This is a genomic window from Citrobacter sp. wls619 (assembly GCF_005281345.1).
Lineage (GTDB): Bacteria > Pseudomonadota > Gammaproteobacteria > Enterobacterales > Enterobacteriaceae > Citrobacter.
This window is the reverse complement of the sequence record NZ_SZXJ01000035.1, coordinates 150,781-166,062: the sequence shown is the minus strand read 5'-3', so window position 1 is coordinate 166,062 and position 15,282 is coordinate 150,781. Positions and strand designations below refer to the sequence as shown.

The following is a 15,282-nucleotide window of genomic DNA, read 5'->3' as shown; positions in this document are numbered from 1 at the left end:
ATGTATATCGGGATAGATCTTGGTACATCAGGCGTAAAGGCCATTCTGCTGAACGAGCAGGGCGATGTGGTGGCCTCGCATACGGAGAAACTGACCGTCTCGCGGCCTCATCCGCTATGGTCGGAGCAGGATCCTGAACAGTGGTGGCTGGCGACGGACCGTGCTGTAAAAACGTTGGGTCAGCAACATTCTCTCAGCGAGGTAAAGGCGTTAGGTCTTGCCGGGCAGATGCACGGCGCGACGCTGCTTGATAAGCAGCAGAAGGTTCTGCGACCGGCAATTCTGTGGAATGACGGTCGCTGCGCCGAAGAATGTGCGATGCTGGAAAATCAGGTGCCGCAATCTCGTGTGATTACCGGCAATCTGATGATGCCTGGCTTTACTGCCCCTAAATTGCTGTGGGTTCAGCGCCATGAACCGGACATTTTCAGCCAGGTTGATAAAGTCCTGCTGCCGAAAGATTACCTGCGTCTGCGTATGACCGGCGAGTTTGCCAGCGATATGTCGGATGCCGCAGGTACGATGTGGCTGGATGTCGCGAAACGTGACTGGAGTGACGTCATGTTGGCGGCGTGCCAGCTGACTCGTGCGCATATGCCGGCCTTGTACGAGGGCAGTGCGATTACCGGAACGCTGTTGCCTGGTATCGCGCAATCCTGGGGCATGTCAGAGGTTGCGGTCGTTGCGGGTGGTGGCGATAACGCGGCGGGTGCGGTTGGCGTAGGGATGATGAATGCAGGCCAGGCAATGCTGTCATTGGGTACGTCCGGCGTCTACTTTGCCGTAAGCGACGGCTTTCTCAGTAAACCAGAAAGTGCGGTACACAGCTTCTGCCATGCGTTGCCTGAACGGTGGCATCTGATGTCAGTGATGCTGAGCGCCGCATCCTGCCTCGACTGGGCGGCAAAATTAACCGGACTGGCGAGCGTTCCTGCGTTGATTGCTGCTGCGCAAGAGGCGGATGAACACGCTGAGCCGGTCTGGTTTTTACCCTATCTGTCCGGGGAACGTACGCCGCACAATAACCCGCAGGCGAAAGGCGTCTTTTTTGGCCTGACGCATCAGCATGGTCCGGCAGAACTGGCGCGAGCGGTACTTGAAGGTGTGGGATTCGCCTTAGCTGACGGTATGGATGTGGTACATGCCTGTGGCGTTACACCGGCCAGCATTACGCTCATCGGTGGTGGGGCGCGTAGTGAATACTGGCGGCAGATGTTGTCGGATATCAGCGGACTGCAGCTGGATTACCGTACCGGGGGCGATGTCGGTCCTGCCCTGGGCGCAGCCCGGCTGGCGCAAATTGCGATGAATCCACAACAACCACTCACTGACTTACTGCCTCAACTGGTGCTGGAGCAGGCGCATTACCCTGATGCAGAGCAACATGCTTGGTATCAACAACGTCGGGAAACCTTCCGTCGTATCTATCAGCAATTGCTGCCCTTAATGTCCTGATCGTGTTCCCCTCTGATGCGCAGAGGGGATTTTCCTCATGTATGTTTTCATTGAATCAATAATTTATGTGCATGAATGTAATCTGAAATCTCAGTGAGATAGCGTTTTTCTGTATTGTCTTGAGTGGGTTATTCATATTGTATCCGTGGTAGAGGATAAGGAGATCCCAATGAAGACGACAAGGCTATTGCCATGGCTATTGTTTCTTTCCGGCGCACTCATTTACGTTATTGGCTTATGGCGGGCGTGCCCGTTATTGAGTGGCAAAGGCTATTTTTTCGGCGTGCTGATGACGGGAATGTTTGTGACGTACGCTTATCAGCGTGCTGTAAATCTCAATCAGAACGACGAACGTTTCGCTTCTGTGTGTCAGATGGTGGCGCTGATAACCGTCGGGTTACTGCTGGTGGGGGTGTGGAATGCCAGCCTGTTACCCCTCGAAATGGGGTTATACCCAGCGGCATTCTTTGTGAGTTTACTGGGGCAAGTGTTACTGCAGCGTTCGTCTGAAAACGAGCTGTCTGGAGAATCCTAACTCACCAGCCTGCGCGTATCGATACGCTGCAACAATATCGACAACAGCAAACTACCCGCCAGCGTGGCGCTAAAAATCCATAGCATATCCAGCGGTGGCCAGTTTTTGAGTTCAATGCCGCGGGTACGTAGCGCATGAATGATCAGCGCGTGGAAACCGTAAATACCTAACGAGTGACGGGAAATAAGCCCCAGTATGGGCAGTGTGCGTGTGCTGAGCGTGTTTTTAACCAGCGTCAGGAGCGATGCAGCAAAGATAAATACCGCCGGGCCACAATAGAGATACCAGGTATCGGCAAAATTGCCTCGCCACTGGAGTTCATGCAGCGTCCCGCGGGAAATAACAAACACGGCGACGAGACACAACGCTGCGCAGAGCCAGGTGAGTGAGCGCTTTTGTGTCTCCATCATGCCAATTGCCCGGCCCAGCATGCCGTACAGAATGTAGTAGAACGTATCGCCACTGATGTACAGGTTGATGGGTAGCCACTCAAAGCCGCCAATTTTTTGCGATACGGTGTTGGGATTGGCAATAACGCCAATCACGACCATCACTGCCAGCAGCATTTTTCCGCTGATATTTTTCACCTGAATCAGTGGGGATACCAGGTAGATAACGGCAATAGCGAAGAAAAACCACAGGTGGTAGAACACCGGTTTTTGCAGCAGGTTTTTCAACGATAGCTCAGCGTTGATCGAGGTGAACAGCAGGATGTAGGCCAGTGCCACGGTGCTGTAAAACAGAATACACAATGCGATGCGGATGAAATGTCGCGGTCTGGCGCTGCGCTCGCCGAAAAAGAGATAACCCGAGATCATAAAAAACAGCGGGACGCTAACGCGAGAAGCTGAATTTAGCACATTGGCAAGATCCCAATTTACCGGGCTGACGCTTTGCGCATTGGTGATGTACCAGGTCGTGGTGTGAATCATCACAACCATTAAACAGGCTATCCCGCGTAAGTTATCAATCCAGAAAATTTTGGGCTGCATCAGTTCCTCTGTCTTCACTAAAAAAAGTCTGACTGGTATTTGCGAACATCGCTCACTGGATTAATCCGAGTTATTACGCTAAAGCTTGTGATGGCCTGGGGAGATTCTCACAATAGGATCTGTTTCCAGACACTAATAATAAGACTGACCAGCAAACCAGGCGGTAATAAAATGATGATGAAGTATTTCTTTCCAGCCATCCTCACGCTGCTGCTGGCGGGGTGCGCCGATCCACAATCGTCAGCACCCGTGCAGAAAGCGCAAAAGGGCAAAATTACTGCTACGCGTTCGCTGGATATGGAGTCATTGTGCAAAAGCGAAGCATCGGAACTTTATAATACGGGTGCCCAGAAAATTGCTATCACCGGTCTTGAGCAATTCCAGGGTAGCTATGAGATGCGCGGTTCTACCTTCCGTAAAGAGAGTTTTGTCTGCTCATTTGACGCAGACGGGCAGTTTTTGCACCTTTCCATGCGCTAAGTTCCCCCTTTTTCCCGTTTCGTACTGTATATCTTGCAGCCAGCGGGTATACTGATCGCTTCCTTTAAATCCACACGTATCCAGCACGAAATAATATGCAAAAGTTTGATACCAGGACCTTCCAGGGCTTGATCCTGACCTTACAGGATTACTGGGCTCGCCAGGGCTGCACCATCGTTCAACCATTGGACATGGAAGTCGGCGCGGGAACATCTCACCCAATGACCTGCCTGCGTGCACTGGGGCCGGAACCGATGGCGACTGCTTATGTGCAGCCTTCTCGTCGTCCGACCGACGGGCGCTATGGCGAAAACCCGAACCGCTTACAGCACTACTATCAGTTCCAGGTAGTGATTAAGCCGTCACCGGACAATATTCAGGAACTGTACCTGGGTTCTCTGAAAGAGCTGGGTATGGACCCGACCATTCACGATATCCGTTTCGTGGAAGATAACTGGGAAAACCCGACGTTGGGTGCCTGGGGTCTCGGTTGGGAAGTGTGGCTGAACGGCATGGAAGTCACGCAGTTCACCTACTTCCAGCAGGTTGGTGGCCTGGAATGTAAGCCAGTTACCGGGGAAATCACCTACGGTCTGGAACGTCTGGCCATGTACATTCAGGGCGTAGACAGCGTTTACGACCTGGTCTGGAGCGACGGTCCGCTGGGCAAAACAACCTACGGCGACGTGTTCCATCAGAACGAAGTGGAGCAATCCACTTACAACTTCGAATACGCCGATGTGGACTTCCTGTTCACCTGCTTCGAGCAGTACGAGAAAGAAGCACAGCAGCTGCTGGCGCTGGAAAACCCGCTGCCGTTGCCTGCGTATGAACGTATTCTGAAAGCCGCCCATAGCTTCAACCTGCTGGATGCGCGCAAAGCCATCTCTGTCACCGAGCGCCAGCGCTACATCCTGCGCATTCGCACGTTGACCAAAGCAGTGGCAGAAGCTTACTACGCTTCCCGTGAAGCCCTTGGCTTCCCGATGTGCAACAAAGACAAATAAGAGGCGGCCATGTCTGAGAAAACTTTTCTGGTGGAAATCGGCACTGAAGAGCTGCCACCAAAAGCACTGCGCAGCCTGGCTGAGTCCTTTGCTGCGAACTTCACCGCGGAGCTGGATAACGCAGGCCTCGCGCACGGCAATGTTGAGTGGTTTGCCGCGCCGCGTCGTCTGGCGCTGAAAGTCGCTGCCCTGGCGGAATCTCAACCCGATCGTGAAGTTGAGAAGCGCGGACCGGCCATTGCCCAGGCGTTTGATGCTGAAGGTAAACCGAGTAAAGCGGCAGAAGGTTGGGCGCGTGGTTGTGGTATCACCGTTGATCAGGCTGAACGTCTGACGACTGATAAAGGTGAGTGGCTGCTGTACCGTGCGCACGTGAAAGGCGAAAGCGCAGAAACGCTGCTGCCGAACATGATTGCGACTTCGCTGGCGAAGCTGCCGATCCCGAAACTGATGCGCTGGGGCGCGTCTGACGTCCACTTCGTGCGTCCGGTTCACACGGTGACTCTGCTGCTGGGCGACAAAGTGATTTCGGCAACGATTCTGGGTATTCAGTCCGATCGCGTGATCCGCGGTCATCGCTTTATGGGCGAGCCGGAATTCACCATCGATTCTGCCGACCAGTACCCAGAAATCCTGCGCCAGCGCGGCAAAGTGATTGCGGATTACGCTGAGCGTAAAGCGAAAATCAAAGCCGATGCTGAAGAAGCGGCGCGTAAGATTGGCGGTAATGCTGACCTGAGTGAAAGCCTGCTGGAAGAAGTCACCTCGCTGGTGGAATGGCCGGTAGTGTTGACTGCGAAGTTCGAAGAGAAATTCCTCGCGGTGCCGTCTGAAGCGCTGGTACACACCATGAAAGGTGACCAGAAGTACTTCCCGGTTTATGCGAACGACGGCAAACTGCTGCCGAACTTTATCTTCGTTGCCAATATCGAATCGAAAGATCCGAGCCAGATTATCTCCGGTAACGAGAAGGTGGTTCGTCCGCGTCTGGCGGATGCCGAGTTCTTCTTCAATACTGACCGTAAAAAACGTCTGGAAGACCATCTGCCGCGTCTGCAAACCGTGCTGTTCCAACAGCAACTGGGTACGCTGCGTGACAAGACTGATCGTATTCAGGTGCTGGCGGGTTGGATTGCCGAACAGATTGGCGCTGATGTAAACCACGCAACGCGTGCTGGCCTGCTGTCTAAGTGCGACCTGATGACCAACATGGTCTTCGAGTTCACCGACACCCAGGGCGTAATGGGCATGCACTACGCACGTCATGATGGCGAAGCGGAAGATGTGGCTGTGGCGTTGAACGAGCAGTATCAGCCGCGCTTCGCCGGTGATGATCTGCCGTCTAACCCGGTTGCCTGTGCCGTGGCGATTGCCGATAAGATGGATACTCTGGCGGGTATCTTCGGTATCGGTCAGCATCCGAAAGGTGACAAAGACCCGTTTGCGCTGCGTCGTGCCGCGCTGGGCGTGCTGCGTATCATCGTTGAGAAGAACCTGAATCTGGATCTGCAAACGCTGACGGAAGAAGCGGTTCGTCTGTATGGTGACAAGCTGACCAACGCCAACGTGGTGGATGACGTTATCGACTTCATGCTGGGTCGTTTCCGCGCCTGGTATCAGGACGAGGGTTACACCGTCGATACCATTCAGGCCGTGCTGGCGCGTCGTCCGACTCGTCCGGCTGATTTCGACGCGCGTATGAAGGCGGTTTCGCACTTCCGTACGCTGGAAGCCGCGTCCGCGCTGGCTGCGGCGAACAAGCGTGTATCGAACATCCTGGCGAAGTCTGAAGAGACGTTGAATGACCGCGTAAATGCGGCAACGCTGAAAGAGCCGGAAGAAATTGCGCTGGCGATGCAGGTAGTGGTGCTGCGCGACAAGCTGGAGCCTGTCTTTGCAGCCGGGCATTACCAGGAAGCGCTGGTTGAGCTATCGGCGCTGCGTGAACCGGTCGATGCGTTCTTCGAGAAAGTGATGGTTAACGTAGAAGATAAAGATCTGCGTATTAACCGTCTGTCTATGCTCGAAAAACTGCGCGAGCTGTTCCTGCGCGTGGCGGATATTTCGCTGCTGCAGTAACGGCCCTGCGCTGATTTAGAAAATGCCGGATGGCGGCTTCGCCTTATCCGGCATTTTTTTATGTTGTTAGCGCAACTGCAATTTTGTCAGACAGGTCTGGCTGTCTTCCATCGTCTTAACAGGATACTCCGCCGTTTTACCGTTGTAGCTTACTGCGATGGTGCCTTCCATATTGCGCGGTAGCCATACCCCGACAAAGCCATTACGGCCGCTCTTCATCGCTTTTTGTACCACCACATCCCCTTTGCTATCCGTCACTTTGACGTTGAATTTTTTCCCAGGCATTTCGCCCTGACAACCGGAAAGGCTGTGGTTGAAACAAGGGTGCGTTTGCCACTCATAAGGGGCAAATGACAGATAGAACTTATCGCCGAGCGGCATCGTATACACCTGGTCGCCCGAAGAGAGCTTCAGCGCGGTGCTGGTGATGGACGCTGAGTACGGCAGCGGGCGACTCTGCGGTGATTGGTCAATGGTCTCGACGATTTGCTCGACGGATTTCCCGCTGAGTCCGTGTTCAGCCAGGAAATTGGCTTCCGGCGTTGCCGCTAAGGCGCTACCGGTTGTGAGCAAACCTAAAAATAACAGCAGTGAGGATTTCGACATAGCTTCAATTCCTTGTGAAAATTGTGGAATATAAACTCGCTCACTATAAAGCTTGCCCTTAGGGAAAGGTCAAAGGTGTGATGGGTAAAGTAATGCAAAGACGCGTTCGGGAGAGGGGGCGCGGAGAACAAATAAAAAAAAATCCCCGCCGTTTGGCAGGGATTCAGAATCTTGAGCTTTTTAAGCTTACAGGCTGGTTACGTTGCCAGCTGCCGGGCCTTTAGCGCCGCTTTCGATGGTGAAGGAAACTTTCTGACCTTCGTCCAGGGATTTGTAGCCATCGTTCTGGATAGCAGAGAAGTGTACGAACACGTCTTTAGAGCCATCGTCAGGAGTGATGAAGCCGAAGCCTTTGTCAGCGTTGAACCATTTTACGATACCAGTCATTTTACCGGACATAGTGTATTACCTTTTAAAAAATAAGTGTGCCTTTCGGCGATATGGCGTGCTTTACAGATTTTTTAACAGTAAAGGAAATGCTCACTACGAAGGGTATCAACGATAACTCTTGAAGGGACTTGCCTTACTAAACTGCTGTAATGGTCTGTACGTCAAACCGTTGAGCGCATTAACTCATTTTACGCCGGTGGATGCAACTACTATTTTCTTTTTTGTGGATATTGGCAGTGGAGGAACGGCCCTTCAGTAGGACCGCTCTTAGGATAAATTTGAAAATAACTTAATCCATCAACTGCTTACTTAATCGTGGATCTGCCTGAATCAGGCGCATCAACTTCAATTCGGTACTGGATGGCTTCACGCGTTTAGACTCCCATTCATGAACCATCGCGACCGTCACGCCCATCACCCGGGCGAAATCATCTGTTTTTAAACCTGTCCCTCGTCGTAGTTGTTCAAATTCAGCGAAAGGGTTGGTTTTTTGCGTCTGAGTAACCGTCTGCGATACATCTTTAAAAACAATCTGCTCCAGACTGCTTAGCAGTTCAAACATAGGATCTTTGTATTCCATTGAGAACTCCTATAAATCACACAGCGGGATCGTGAATTTCATCGAAGCTCATTAAGCGTAGTCGGAAAAAATGAAGGCGAATTTAAGGTATGCGTTGTGGATTCGTTTCAGCGAATCGCGGGTGACAACCTTTAGTTGGCTAACGAACTGATAAAGGTCGGGATCTCCGATCGAACCCTTCCAATTGTAAAGATGACTAAAATAGAGCGCCGTTATGTGAATGGAGCATTGTTGAGCAAAACACCGGGCGGCGGAAACCGTTATTTTCCCCGACAAGATTACGCGGAAAGGGTATCTTGCGGGGCTGACCTGGACTATCCTTGTCAACGTCAGGCACGCGGGTGTCGTTGTGCGCATTTTTGGGTGAAAGGAGTATTAAAATGGCGACAGGTAAGTCCTGCTCTCGCTGGTTTGCGCCTGTTTTGGCGCTCTTAATGGTAGTTGGCCTGAGTGGGTGTTTTGATAAAGAAGGCGATCAACGCAAAGCGTTTATCGATTTTCTGCAGAATACTGCAATGCGTAGCGGAGAGCGTTTACCGACGCTGACCGCCGATCAGAAAAAACAGTTTGGCCCGTTTGTGTCCGATTACGCGATTCTTTATGGCTATTCACAGCAGGTTAATCAGGCAATGGACTCCGGTCTGCGCCCGGTTGTTGATAGCGTAAACGCAATCCGTGTTCCTCAGGATTATATGACTCAGCGTGAACCGCTGCGTCAGGCAAATGGCGCGCTGGGCGTGTTAGGACAACAGTTGCAGAATGCGAAGCTACAGGCAGATGCTGCCCATGGCGCGCTGAAGCAGGGTGATGACCTGAAACCTGTCTTTGATCAGGTTTACAGCAAAGTCGTGACCGCACCGGCAGAGGCGTTACAGCCGCTGATCCCAGCCGCGCAAGTTTTCACGCAGCAGTTGGTGCAGGTAGGCGATTTTATCGCGCAGCAGGATACGCAGGTGAGCTTTGTTGCGAACGGCATCCAGTTCCCAACCTCACAACAGGCCAGTCAGTACAATACGCTGATTGGCCCGCTGGCGGCGCAGCATCAGGCATTTAATCAGGCATGGACTGCTGCGGTGAATGCCGCGCAGTAATCGCCGTACGGTAAGACACATTAAAGGCCGGGTGAGCATCAATGCTACCCGGCCTTTTGTGTTATTTGGCCACTTGCGGATTCACGCAGTTCTTCTCAACTTTTCCCTGCAGCGCGTCAATTAAGTTATCCACAGCACAAGCCGCCATGTTATAGCGCGTTTCATGCGTGGCTGAACCAATATGCGGTACCGCCACCACATTCGGCAGCGACAGCAGCGGTGAGTCTGACGGCAACGGCTCTTGTTCAAACACATCCAGGCCCGCGGCATGAATCTCCCCGCTTTGCAGTGCGGCGATCAGTGCGTTCTCATCCACCACCGGGCCACGCCCGGCGTTAATGAAAATGGCAGAAGACTTCATTTTGGCAAACTGTTCGGTACTGAACAGGTGGTGGGTTTCGTCCGTTAACGGCAGAATCAGGCAAACAAAATCCGATTCCTGCAGCAGTGTATCCAGGTCGCAGTAGCGCGCGTTGAAACGTTCTTCCGCTTCCTGATGGTGACGACGCGCGTTATACAGAATCGGCATGCTAAAGCCGAAATGCGCACGTTGCGCCAGCGCCAGCCCAATGCGTCCCATGCCGACAATGCCCAGCGTCTTGTGGTGAACATCGGTACCAAACCAGTCGGCCCCGATGCTTTTTGTCCATTCGCCTGCCTTCACGCGTTCTGCGACTTCCACCACGCGTCGCGCGGTACTTAACACCAGCGCCATTACCGTGTCCGCCACGGTTTCTGTCAGCACCGTTGGCGTGTGCATCAGCAGCACCTTGCGTGCGTTTAAGGCCTCAACATCGAAATTGTCATAGCCTACGGAAATAGTGGAGGTCGCACGCAGTTTGGGCATTTTCTCCAGCAGGGCGGTATTGACGGCTTCACTGGAGCCCAGCAGGCCTTCCGCGCTGGCAAAGGCTGCGGCGTGCTGTGCTACGGTTTCCGCACGCAGGTTAGGCACCCGAGTGACAGTAAAATGCTCTTCCAGGCGATGCAGTAAATCGTCAGGTAACGCTTTATAGAGAATAATGGACGGCTTCATGCGAATCTCCGTAAGTTAAAATTTAAGCGTGGCGTGCGCCAATAGGTAGCTGTTGATTATTAGCAGGCTTAACAATAAGAGTTAGCCACACTGAGACAAAAAGCGCTACCCCCATAAAAATGTATGAGGCGGACGGGCTGCCAGTGGTGCCATTGAGGTAGCCGACAAACCAGGAACCAAAGAATGAGCCTAATGCGCCCATGCTGTTGATCAACGCCATGGCTCCCCCAGCGACGTTGCGCGGCAACATCTCAGGAATGATGGCGAAGAAGGGACCATACGGGGCGTACATCGCCGCGCCGGCGATAACCAGCAGTGTGTAAGAAATCCAGAAGTGGTCTGCGCCAACGGCCCAGGAGCCAATAAAGGCGAAAGCGGCAATCAGCAGCAGTGGCCAGACAAACAGCTTACGGTTTTGCAGTTTATCGGAAGCCCATGAAACCAGGATCATCGCCGCCGTTGCGGCCAGATACGGAACGGACGAAAGCCAACCGACCTCTACCATACCCAGGTTGGCACCGCCGCTGCGGATAATTGACGGCAACCACAGAACAAAACCGTAGACGCCAATACTCCAGGCAAAGTACTGCATGCACAGCAGGATAACGTTACGTGAGCGGAACGCTTCGCCGTAGTTACGCACGGCTTTGATACCCTGCTGTTCTTTTTCTAACTGGGCCTGCAGCGCGGCTTTTTCGGATTCTGACAACCAGCCTACCTGCGACGGTTTGTCTTTTACCAGTACCCACCAGCAGAACGCCCAGATGATGGCCGGAAAACCTTCAATGATGAACATTTCACGCCAGCCCAGCGCCTGGATCAGATATCCGGACACGACGGACATCCACAGGACGGTGACAGGGTTACCAAGGATCAGGAAGGTATTGGCACGCGAACGCTCGGACTTCGTAAACCAGTTACTGATATAAATCAGCATTGCAGGCATGACCGCGGCTTCAACGACGCCAAGAATGAAGCGAATGGCGGCCAGCATTGGAATGTTGCTGACCATCCCGGTCAGTGACGCGCAGGCGCCCCACAGAATCAGACAGACAAAAATCAGTTTACGTACGCTGCGGCGTTCGGCGTAAATTGCGCCTGGGATCTGGAAGAAGAAATAGCCGAGAAAAAACAGCGCGCCCAGCAGGGAAGAGATCCCTTTGGTAATGCCGAGGTCCTCGTTGATACCGGCGGCGGAAGCGAAGCTAAAGTTCGCACGGTCAAGGTACGCCAGGCTATACGTGATAAACACGATTGGCATGATGTACCACCAGCGTTTTGCTGCATTGGTTGAGCTATTCATAGACTGCCCTCTGGTTATGCTGATACGCCGCCTCTGTCTGTAGGGTACAGAGTTGGCCGGGAATTTATTCCCCTAATTGTTCACGTGTGGGTAATCCTTCGCTGTCGCCCTGAACCTGAATGGCCAGAGCGCCAATTTTATTGCCGCGGGTCACCGCCTGATGCAGCGAGCGGCCTTCCAGCAGAGCGCTGATCACGCCGACGGCAAAGCCATCACCTGCACCGACGGTATCGACCACATTGTCGACTTTCACCGGCGCGACGCTGCCTTGCTCGCCGCTAGCTGCTTTGTACCAGGCCCCATCAGCCCCGGTCTTCACGATGACGGCTTTCACGCCATGACGCAGATAAAAGTCTGCAATGGCTTCTGGTGTCTGTTGTCCGGTTAAAATCATGCCCTCTTTTAACCCCGGCAGTACCCAGTCAGCCTGGAATGCCAGTCGGTTGAGTTTTTCCACCATTTCGCCTTCGCTTTTCCACAGTACCGGACGCAAATTTGGATCGAACGAGATGGTCCTGCCCTGGGCTTTCATGGTGCGGGCGGTGTGCGCCAGTAGTTCATATGAACTGGCCGACAGCGCAGCCGCAACGCCGCTCAGGTGCAGGTGGCGTGCGCTGGAGAAATACCCATCGTGATAATCCTCAACGCTGAGATGGCTGGCTGCAGAGCCTTTGCGGAAATATTCCACAATGGGATCGGTTCCATTTTCGACTTTAGATTTAAGCTGAAAGCCGGTAGCGTAGCGCCCGTCCAGAGTGACTCCCTGCGCATCAATCCCTTCTTTCTCCAGCGACTTAATAATAAAACGGCCAAAACTGTCGTTACCCACGCGGCTGACCCAGCCTACGTTCAGACCCAGACGAGCAAGGCCGGTCGCCACGTTAAGTTCAGCGCCTGCAACGCGTTTAATAAACTGCTCCACGTCCGCCAAATCACCGGTTTGCGTGGCGACAAACATCGCCATCGCTTCACCAATGGTGACAACGTCCAGTGAATTTTTCATGTGTTACTCCTTGCGTAACAGAGCGACGTAATGACGGGTAACCGCCGTCAAGTCTTGCCCTTCCAGGGGGAATTCAATGCCGCGCGGAACATCTGCGGGCAACGTGTCCAGCAGCGCCAGCCAGCGTGGTTCTGCGCGATCGGGCGGCACGGCACGGTAACTGTCACGATGTGGTGTGGCGGCTTTCACATGGATATATCCAACGCTTGAGGCCAACTGCTGTGCAGCCTCTTCCGCAGAATCACCTACCCACAACCAGTTACCCATATCGAAGGTCAGAGAAATGGGCAGATTGAATGCCTGACAGGCATCGTTAAAGCGCTTCATCGGTTGCAGGCGTCCACAGGATGTCTGATCGTTTTCGACAACCAGCTCCATCCCGCTGTTGTCCAGCCATTCGCGCAACACGTCGAACTGTCCGTCATGGGCAAAATGGCCGAGGGAAACTTTTAACCACAGTGCTTGCAGGGCTTGCGCTTCCTGGAGTAGTTCCGGAAGGCGAGGATTAAGATTTCCGTCTTCGGTGAACAGCGGTTCGGGGGCGGAGTAGCATGCCAGCAGGCCGAAAATTTCAATAGCAGAGGCCATTGTTGGCAGTGTTTTTAGCTCGGCGTCGGTCAGCATTTCGCGGCGGATTTCAACCCCGTCAGCACCGGCTTCGGCAATGATGGGCAGCAGGGCCGTTTGCCCACCTGCGGCGCGTACCTGGTCGTAGCCGTAAGCGGCAGTGACCACCATAATTTTTCTATTCATGGAAACTCCAAAACTAGCGTTCTTGCTGTAACGCTAGATGGAACCGGTTCCAAAGAAAAGCCTGTGATGTTGAATTTATGATCACCATCACGAAGGAAATTTAGCGGGCGGTGGAGCCACGAACGATCAGTTCGCCGGAAAAAACCTGTTCCTGGATTGCGTCTGAGTCGCCATCGATCCGGCGTACTACCTGCTCGACGGCGGTGTAGCCAATCTGCCAGGTGGGCTGTTTTAGCGTGGTGATGCCGACGCCAGCCAGTTCGGCCCATTCCAGCTCGTCAAACCCGAGCAGACCGATGTCGCTGCCCCAGTTGAGGCCAATACGCTTTAACGCACGGGCAACCTGCAACGTCAGGGCGCCATTAGCAGAGATAACGGCTTTGCGCATCCCACGATGCTGCTGGTGAAACTGGCGCAGCGTGTCATCGAGTTGCGTATTGTCCGTTAGCGGGACTTCCGCATTTTGTGCGATGACACCAGGGGATTGTGCGAGCGTGGCGCGAAAGGCGCTCAGACGCTCGCGGCGAGTATTCACCATCCCCAGTGGCTCGCTAAGGAACAGAATGGCTTCAAAACCTTGTTCAAGCAGGTGTTCGGTAGCGACGGTCGCTGCCTGGGTGTTATCCAGCCCGACCATATCGCAGGCGAAATCAGGGATCTTACGGTCAATCAGTACCATTGGCAGCGCAGACTGTTGCAGACGGTTCAGTCCTTCTTCACGCATCCCGACGGCGTTCACCACGATCCCTTCGACCTGGTAGCTGCGCAGCAGGTCGAGATAATGCAGCTCCTGATCCACTTCGTTGTTGGTGTTACAGACCAGCGGGGTAAAACCTTTGTCACGGCAGGCGGCTTCAATACCGCTTAACACGTTGACGGAGTAGGGGTTGGTTATATCAGCGATAATCAGGCCAATCAGGCGGGTACGCCCATGCTTCAGGCCTCTGGCCATCAGGCTGGGACGGTAGTCGAGTTCGGCAATGGCTTTTTCAATGCGGGCTAACAGCGCGTCGGATAGCAGATGCTTTTCACCGTTGAGGTAGCGTGAAATGCTGGTCTTGCCGGTTTTTGCGGCTTTTGCCACATCGCTGATGGTTGCCCGTGTTGATTTGCTCATCGCTGATTTCCCTGGATTTAGTGAGAATACCTTAGCGGGAAAATCTGACGAAGCAAGTAATTTGCCCGGTGGCGCAGTGCTTACCGGGCTTACATGTCGAACGTAGGCCGGGTAAGGCGAAGCCGCCACCCGGCTCAACGATTACTGTACAGGACTCAGCGTAATCTCTACGCGACGGTTCTGCGCTTTACCTTCAGCCGTGCTGTTGCTGGCGATGGGGTTCGCCGGGCCCATACCCTGAGTGCGAATGCGGTTCGCAGCCACGCCCTGGGTAATCAACGCGCTGGCGACGGAGTCGGCACGCTGCTGTGACAGACGCATGTTCAAATCCTGGCTGCCAGTGCTGTCGGTGAAGCCCAACACGTTGACGGCGGTTTTATTGTACTCTTTCAGTACCATTGCCACGCCGGTCAGCGTGTTTGCGCCCGCCGGTTTCAGGTTGGCGCTGCTGCTGTCGAAGGTGACATTGTTTGGCATGTTCAGAATGATGTTATCGCCGCTACGCGTCACGCTGACGCCAGTTCCCTGCATTTTCTCGCGCAGTTTAGCTTCCTGCACATCCATGTAATAACCGATACCGCCACCCACAGCCGCACCTGCCGCTGCACCAATCAGCGCGCCTTTGCCGCGATCTTTCTTCGAAGACGAAAGGGCGCCAATACCCGCACCAACCAGGGAACCGATACCCGCGCCGATGCCGGATTTTCCTGCTTCTCGCTCGCCGGTGTAAGGGTTTGTTGTGCAGCCAGATACCGCCAGGGCGCCGCTCACGATGGCAGCAATAACAAATACACGTTTCTTCATCTTAATTCCTTAATGACTTTTTTCTTCTTTTACCACAGCGACCGTGGCGGT

16 protein-coding genes are annotated in these 15,282 nt (G+C 53.6%); 6 read left to right on the top strand and 10 right to left on the bottom strand.

Going from position 1 to position 15,282, the window contains the following annotated elements; genetic code table 11:
- Both xylB and yiaB read left to right on the top strand, forming a co-directional pair.
- Complete coding sequence (xylB, locus tag FDX19_RS06355; protein ID WP_137382058.1) at positions 1–1,455, top strand: xylulokinase; 1,455 nt, start codon at positions 1–3, stop codon at positions 1,453–1,455.
- 169 nt (positions 1,456–1,624) lie between these two features.
- Positions 1,625–1,990, top strand: coding sequence for an inner membrane protein YiaB (gene yiaB / locus FDX19_RS06350; RefSeq protein WP_137382057.1), 366 nt, complete (start codon positions 1,625–1,627; stop codon positions 1,988–1,990).
- Here yiaB and FDX19_RS06345 read toward each other — a convergent pair.
- The gene (locus tag FDX19_RS06345; RefSeq protein WP_137382056.1) at positions 1,987–2,982 is read right to left on the bottom strand and encodes an acyltransferase; all 996 of its coding nucleotides are present in this window, start codon (positions 2,980–2,982) and stop codon (positions 1,987–1,989) included. The two genes, yiaB and FDX19_RS06345, sit on opposite strands and share 4 nt — an antisense overlap.
- A gap of 171 nt (positions 2,983–3,153) precedes the next feature.
- On the opposite strand from FDX19_RS06345, the gene FDX19_RS06340 reads away from it, so the two are divergent.
- The 3 genes from FDX19_RS06340 (at position 3,154) to glyS (ending at position 6,548) form a co-directional block, all read left to right on the top strand.
- Positions 3,154–3,462, top strand: coding sequence for a YsaB family lipoprotein (locus tag FDX19_RS06340; RefSeq protein ID WP_137382055.1), 309 nt, complete (start codon positions 3,154–3,156; stop codon positions 3,460–3,462).
- Positions 3,463–3,557: 95 nt separating this feature from the next.
- The gene (gene glyQ / locus FDX19_RS06335) at positions 3,558–4,469 is read left to right on the top strand and encodes a glycine--tRNA ligase subunit alpha (RefSeq protein ID WP_001168551.1); all 912 of its coding nucleotides are present in this window, start codon (positions 3,558–3,560) and stop codon (positions 4,467–4,469) included.
- 9 nt (positions 4,470–4,478) lie between these two features.
- Complete coding sequence (gene glyS / locus FDX19_RS06330; RefSeq protein ID WP_137382054.1) at positions 4,479–6,548, top strand: glycine--tRNA ligase subunit beta; 2,070 nt, start codon at positions 4,479–4,481, stop codon at positions 6,546–6,548.
- A gap of 66 nt (positions 6,549–6,614) precedes the next feature.
- Here glyS and cueP read toward each other — a convergent pair whose 3' ends face one another.
- From cueP to FDX19_RS06315, 3 genes are all read right to left on the bottom strand, one after another.
- Positions 6,615–7,154 carry a copper-binding periplasmic metallochaperone CueP gene (gene cueP, locus FDX19_RS06325; protein ID WP_137382053.1) on the bottom strand — a complete coding sequence of 180 codons (540 nt, stop codon included), beginning with the start codon at positions 7,152–7,154 and terminating at the stop codon, positions 6,615–6,617.
- A 186-nt stretch (positions 7,155–7,340) separates the two neighbouring features.
- Positions 7,341–7,553 carry an RNA chaperone/antiterminator CspA gene (cspA, locus tag FDX19_RS06320; RefSeq protein ID WP_000014594.1) on the bottom strand — a complete coding sequence of 71 codons (213 nt, stop codon included), beginning with the start codon at positions 7,551–7,553 and terminating at the stop codon, positions 7,341–7,343.
- Between the two features lie 280 nt (positions 7,554–7,833).
- Complete coding sequence (locus tag FDX19_RS06315; RefSeq protein ID WP_048213664.1) at positions 7,834–8,124, bottom strand: HTH-type transcriptional regulator; 291 nt, start codon at positions 8,122–8,124, stop codon at positions 7,834–7,836.
- A gap of 380 nt (positions 8,125–8,504) precedes the next feature.
- Between FDX19_RS06315 and FDX19_RS06310 the strand changes: the two genes are divergently transcribed.
- Entirely contained in the window at positions 8,505–9,215 is a 711-nt protein-coding gene (locus FDX19_RS06310; RefSeq protein ID WP_048213663.1) for a DUF3053 domain-containing protein, read from the top strand.
- Between the two features lie 61 nt (positions 9,216–9,276).
- Here FDX19_RS06310 and ghrB read toward each other — a convergent pair whose 3' ends face one another.
- The 6 genes from ghrB to FDX19_RS06280 all read right to left on the bottom strand — a co-directional run bounded on the left by ghrB (position 9,277) and on the right by FDX19_RS06280 (position 15,231).
- Complete coding sequence (gene ghrB, locus FDX19_RS06305; protein ID WP_137382052.1) at positions 9,277–10,251, bottom strand: glyoxylate/hydroxypyruvate reductase GhrB; 975 nt, start codon at positions 10,249–10,251, stop codon at positions 9,277–9,279.
- A 22-nt stretch (positions 10,252–10,273) separates the two neighbouring features.
- Entirely contained in the window at positions 10,274–11,554 is a 1,281-nt protein-coding gene (locus tag FDX19_RS06300) for an MFS transporter (RefSeq protein WP_137382051.1), read from the bottom strand.
- Between the two features lie 64 nt (positions 11,555–11,618).
- Entirely contained in the window at positions 11,619–12,557 is a 939-nt protein-coding gene (locus tag FDX19_RS06295) for a sugar kinase (protein ID WP_137382050.1), read from the bottom strand.
- 3 nt (positions 12,558–12,560) lie between these two features.
- Entirely contained in the window at positions 12,561–13,310 is a 750-nt protein-coding gene (locus tag FDX19_RS06290) for a sugar phosphate isomerase/epimerase (RefSeq protein WP_137382049.1), read from the bottom strand.
- Positions 13,311–13,410: 100 nt separating this feature from the next.
- Complete coding sequence (locus FDX19_RS06285; RefSeq protein ID WP_137382048.1) at positions 13,411–14,427, bottom strand: LacI family DNA-binding transcriptional regulator; 1,017 nt, start codon at positions 14,425–14,427, stop codon at positions 13,411–13,413.
- 141 nt (positions 14,428–14,568) lie between these two features.
- Positions 14,569–15,231: an OmpA family lipoprotein gene (locus FDX19_RS06280; protein ID WP_101742802.1), complete on the bottom strand. Its 663-nt coding sequence runs from the start codon at positions 15,229–15,231 to the stop codon at positions 14,569–14,571.
- Positions 15,232–15,282 lie beyond the last annotated feature (51 nt).

Excerpts from the sequence above, each read along its gene's own strand:
- xylB (WP_137382058.1), top strand. The coding sequence starts at position 1 with ATGTATATCGGGATAGATCTTGGTACATCAGGCGTAAAGGCCATTCTG.
- yiaB (WP_137382057.1), top strand. The coding sequence starts at position 1,625 with ATGAAGACGACAAGGCTATTGCCATGGCTATTGTTTCTTTCCGGCGCA.
- FDX19_RS06345 (WP_137382056.1), bottom strand. The coding sequence starts at position 2,982 with ATGCAGCCCAAAATTTTCTGGATTGATAACTTACGCGGGATAGCCTGT.
- FDX19_RS06340 (WP_137382055.1), top strand. The coding sequence starts at position 3,154 with ATGATGATGAAGTATTTCTTTCCAGCCATCCTCACGCTGCTGCTGGCG.
- glyQ (WP_001168551.1), top strand. The coding sequence starts at position 3,558 with ATGCAAAAGTTTGATACCAGGACCTTCCAGGGCTTGATCCTGACCTTA.
- glyS (WP_137382054.1), top strand. The coding sequence starts at position 4,479 with ATGTCTGAGAAAACTTTTCTGGTGGAAATCGGCACTGAAGAGCTGCCA.
- cueP (WP_137382053.1), bottom strand. The coding sequence starts at position 7,154 with ATGTCGAAATCCTCACTGCTGTTATTTTTAGGTTTGCTCACAACCGGT.
- cspA (WP_000014594.1), bottom strand. The coding sequence starts at position 7,553 with ATGTCCGGTAAAATGACTGGTATCGTAAAATGGTTCAACGCTGACAAA.
- FDX19_RS06315 (WP_048213664.1), bottom strand. The coding sequence starts at position 8,124 with ATGGAATACAAAGATCCTATGTTTGAACTGCTAAGCAGTCTGGAGCAG.
- FDX19_RS06310 (WP_048213663.1), top strand. The coding sequence starts at position 8,505 with ATGGCGACAGGTAAGTCCTGCTCTCGCTGGTTTGCGCCTGTTTTGGCG.
- ghrB (WP_137382052.1), bottom strand. The coding sequence starts at position 10,251 with ATGAAGCCGTCCATTATTCTCTATAAAGCGTTACCTGACGATTTACTG.
- FDX19_RS06300 (WP_137382051.1), bottom strand. The coding sequence starts at position 11,554 with ATGAATAGCTCAACCAATGCAGCAAAACGCTGGTGGTACATCATGCCA.
- FDX19_RS06295 (WP_137382050.1), bottom strand. The coding sequence starts at position 12,557 with ATGAAAAATTCACTGGACGTTGTCACCATTGGTGAAGCGATGGCGATG.
- FDX19_RS06290 (WP_137382049.1), bottom strand. The coding sequence starts at position 13,310 with ATGAATAGAAAAATTATGGTGGTCACTGCCGCTTACGGCTACGACCAG.
- FDX19_RS06285 (WP_137382048.1), bottom strand. The coding sequence starts at position 14,427 with ATGAGCAAATCAACACGGGCAACCATCAGCGATGTGGCAAAAGCCGCA.
- FDX19_RS06280 (WP_101742802.1), bottom strand. The coding sequence starts at position 15,231 with ATGAAGAAACGTGTATTTGTTATTGCTGCCATCGTGAGCGGCGCCCTG.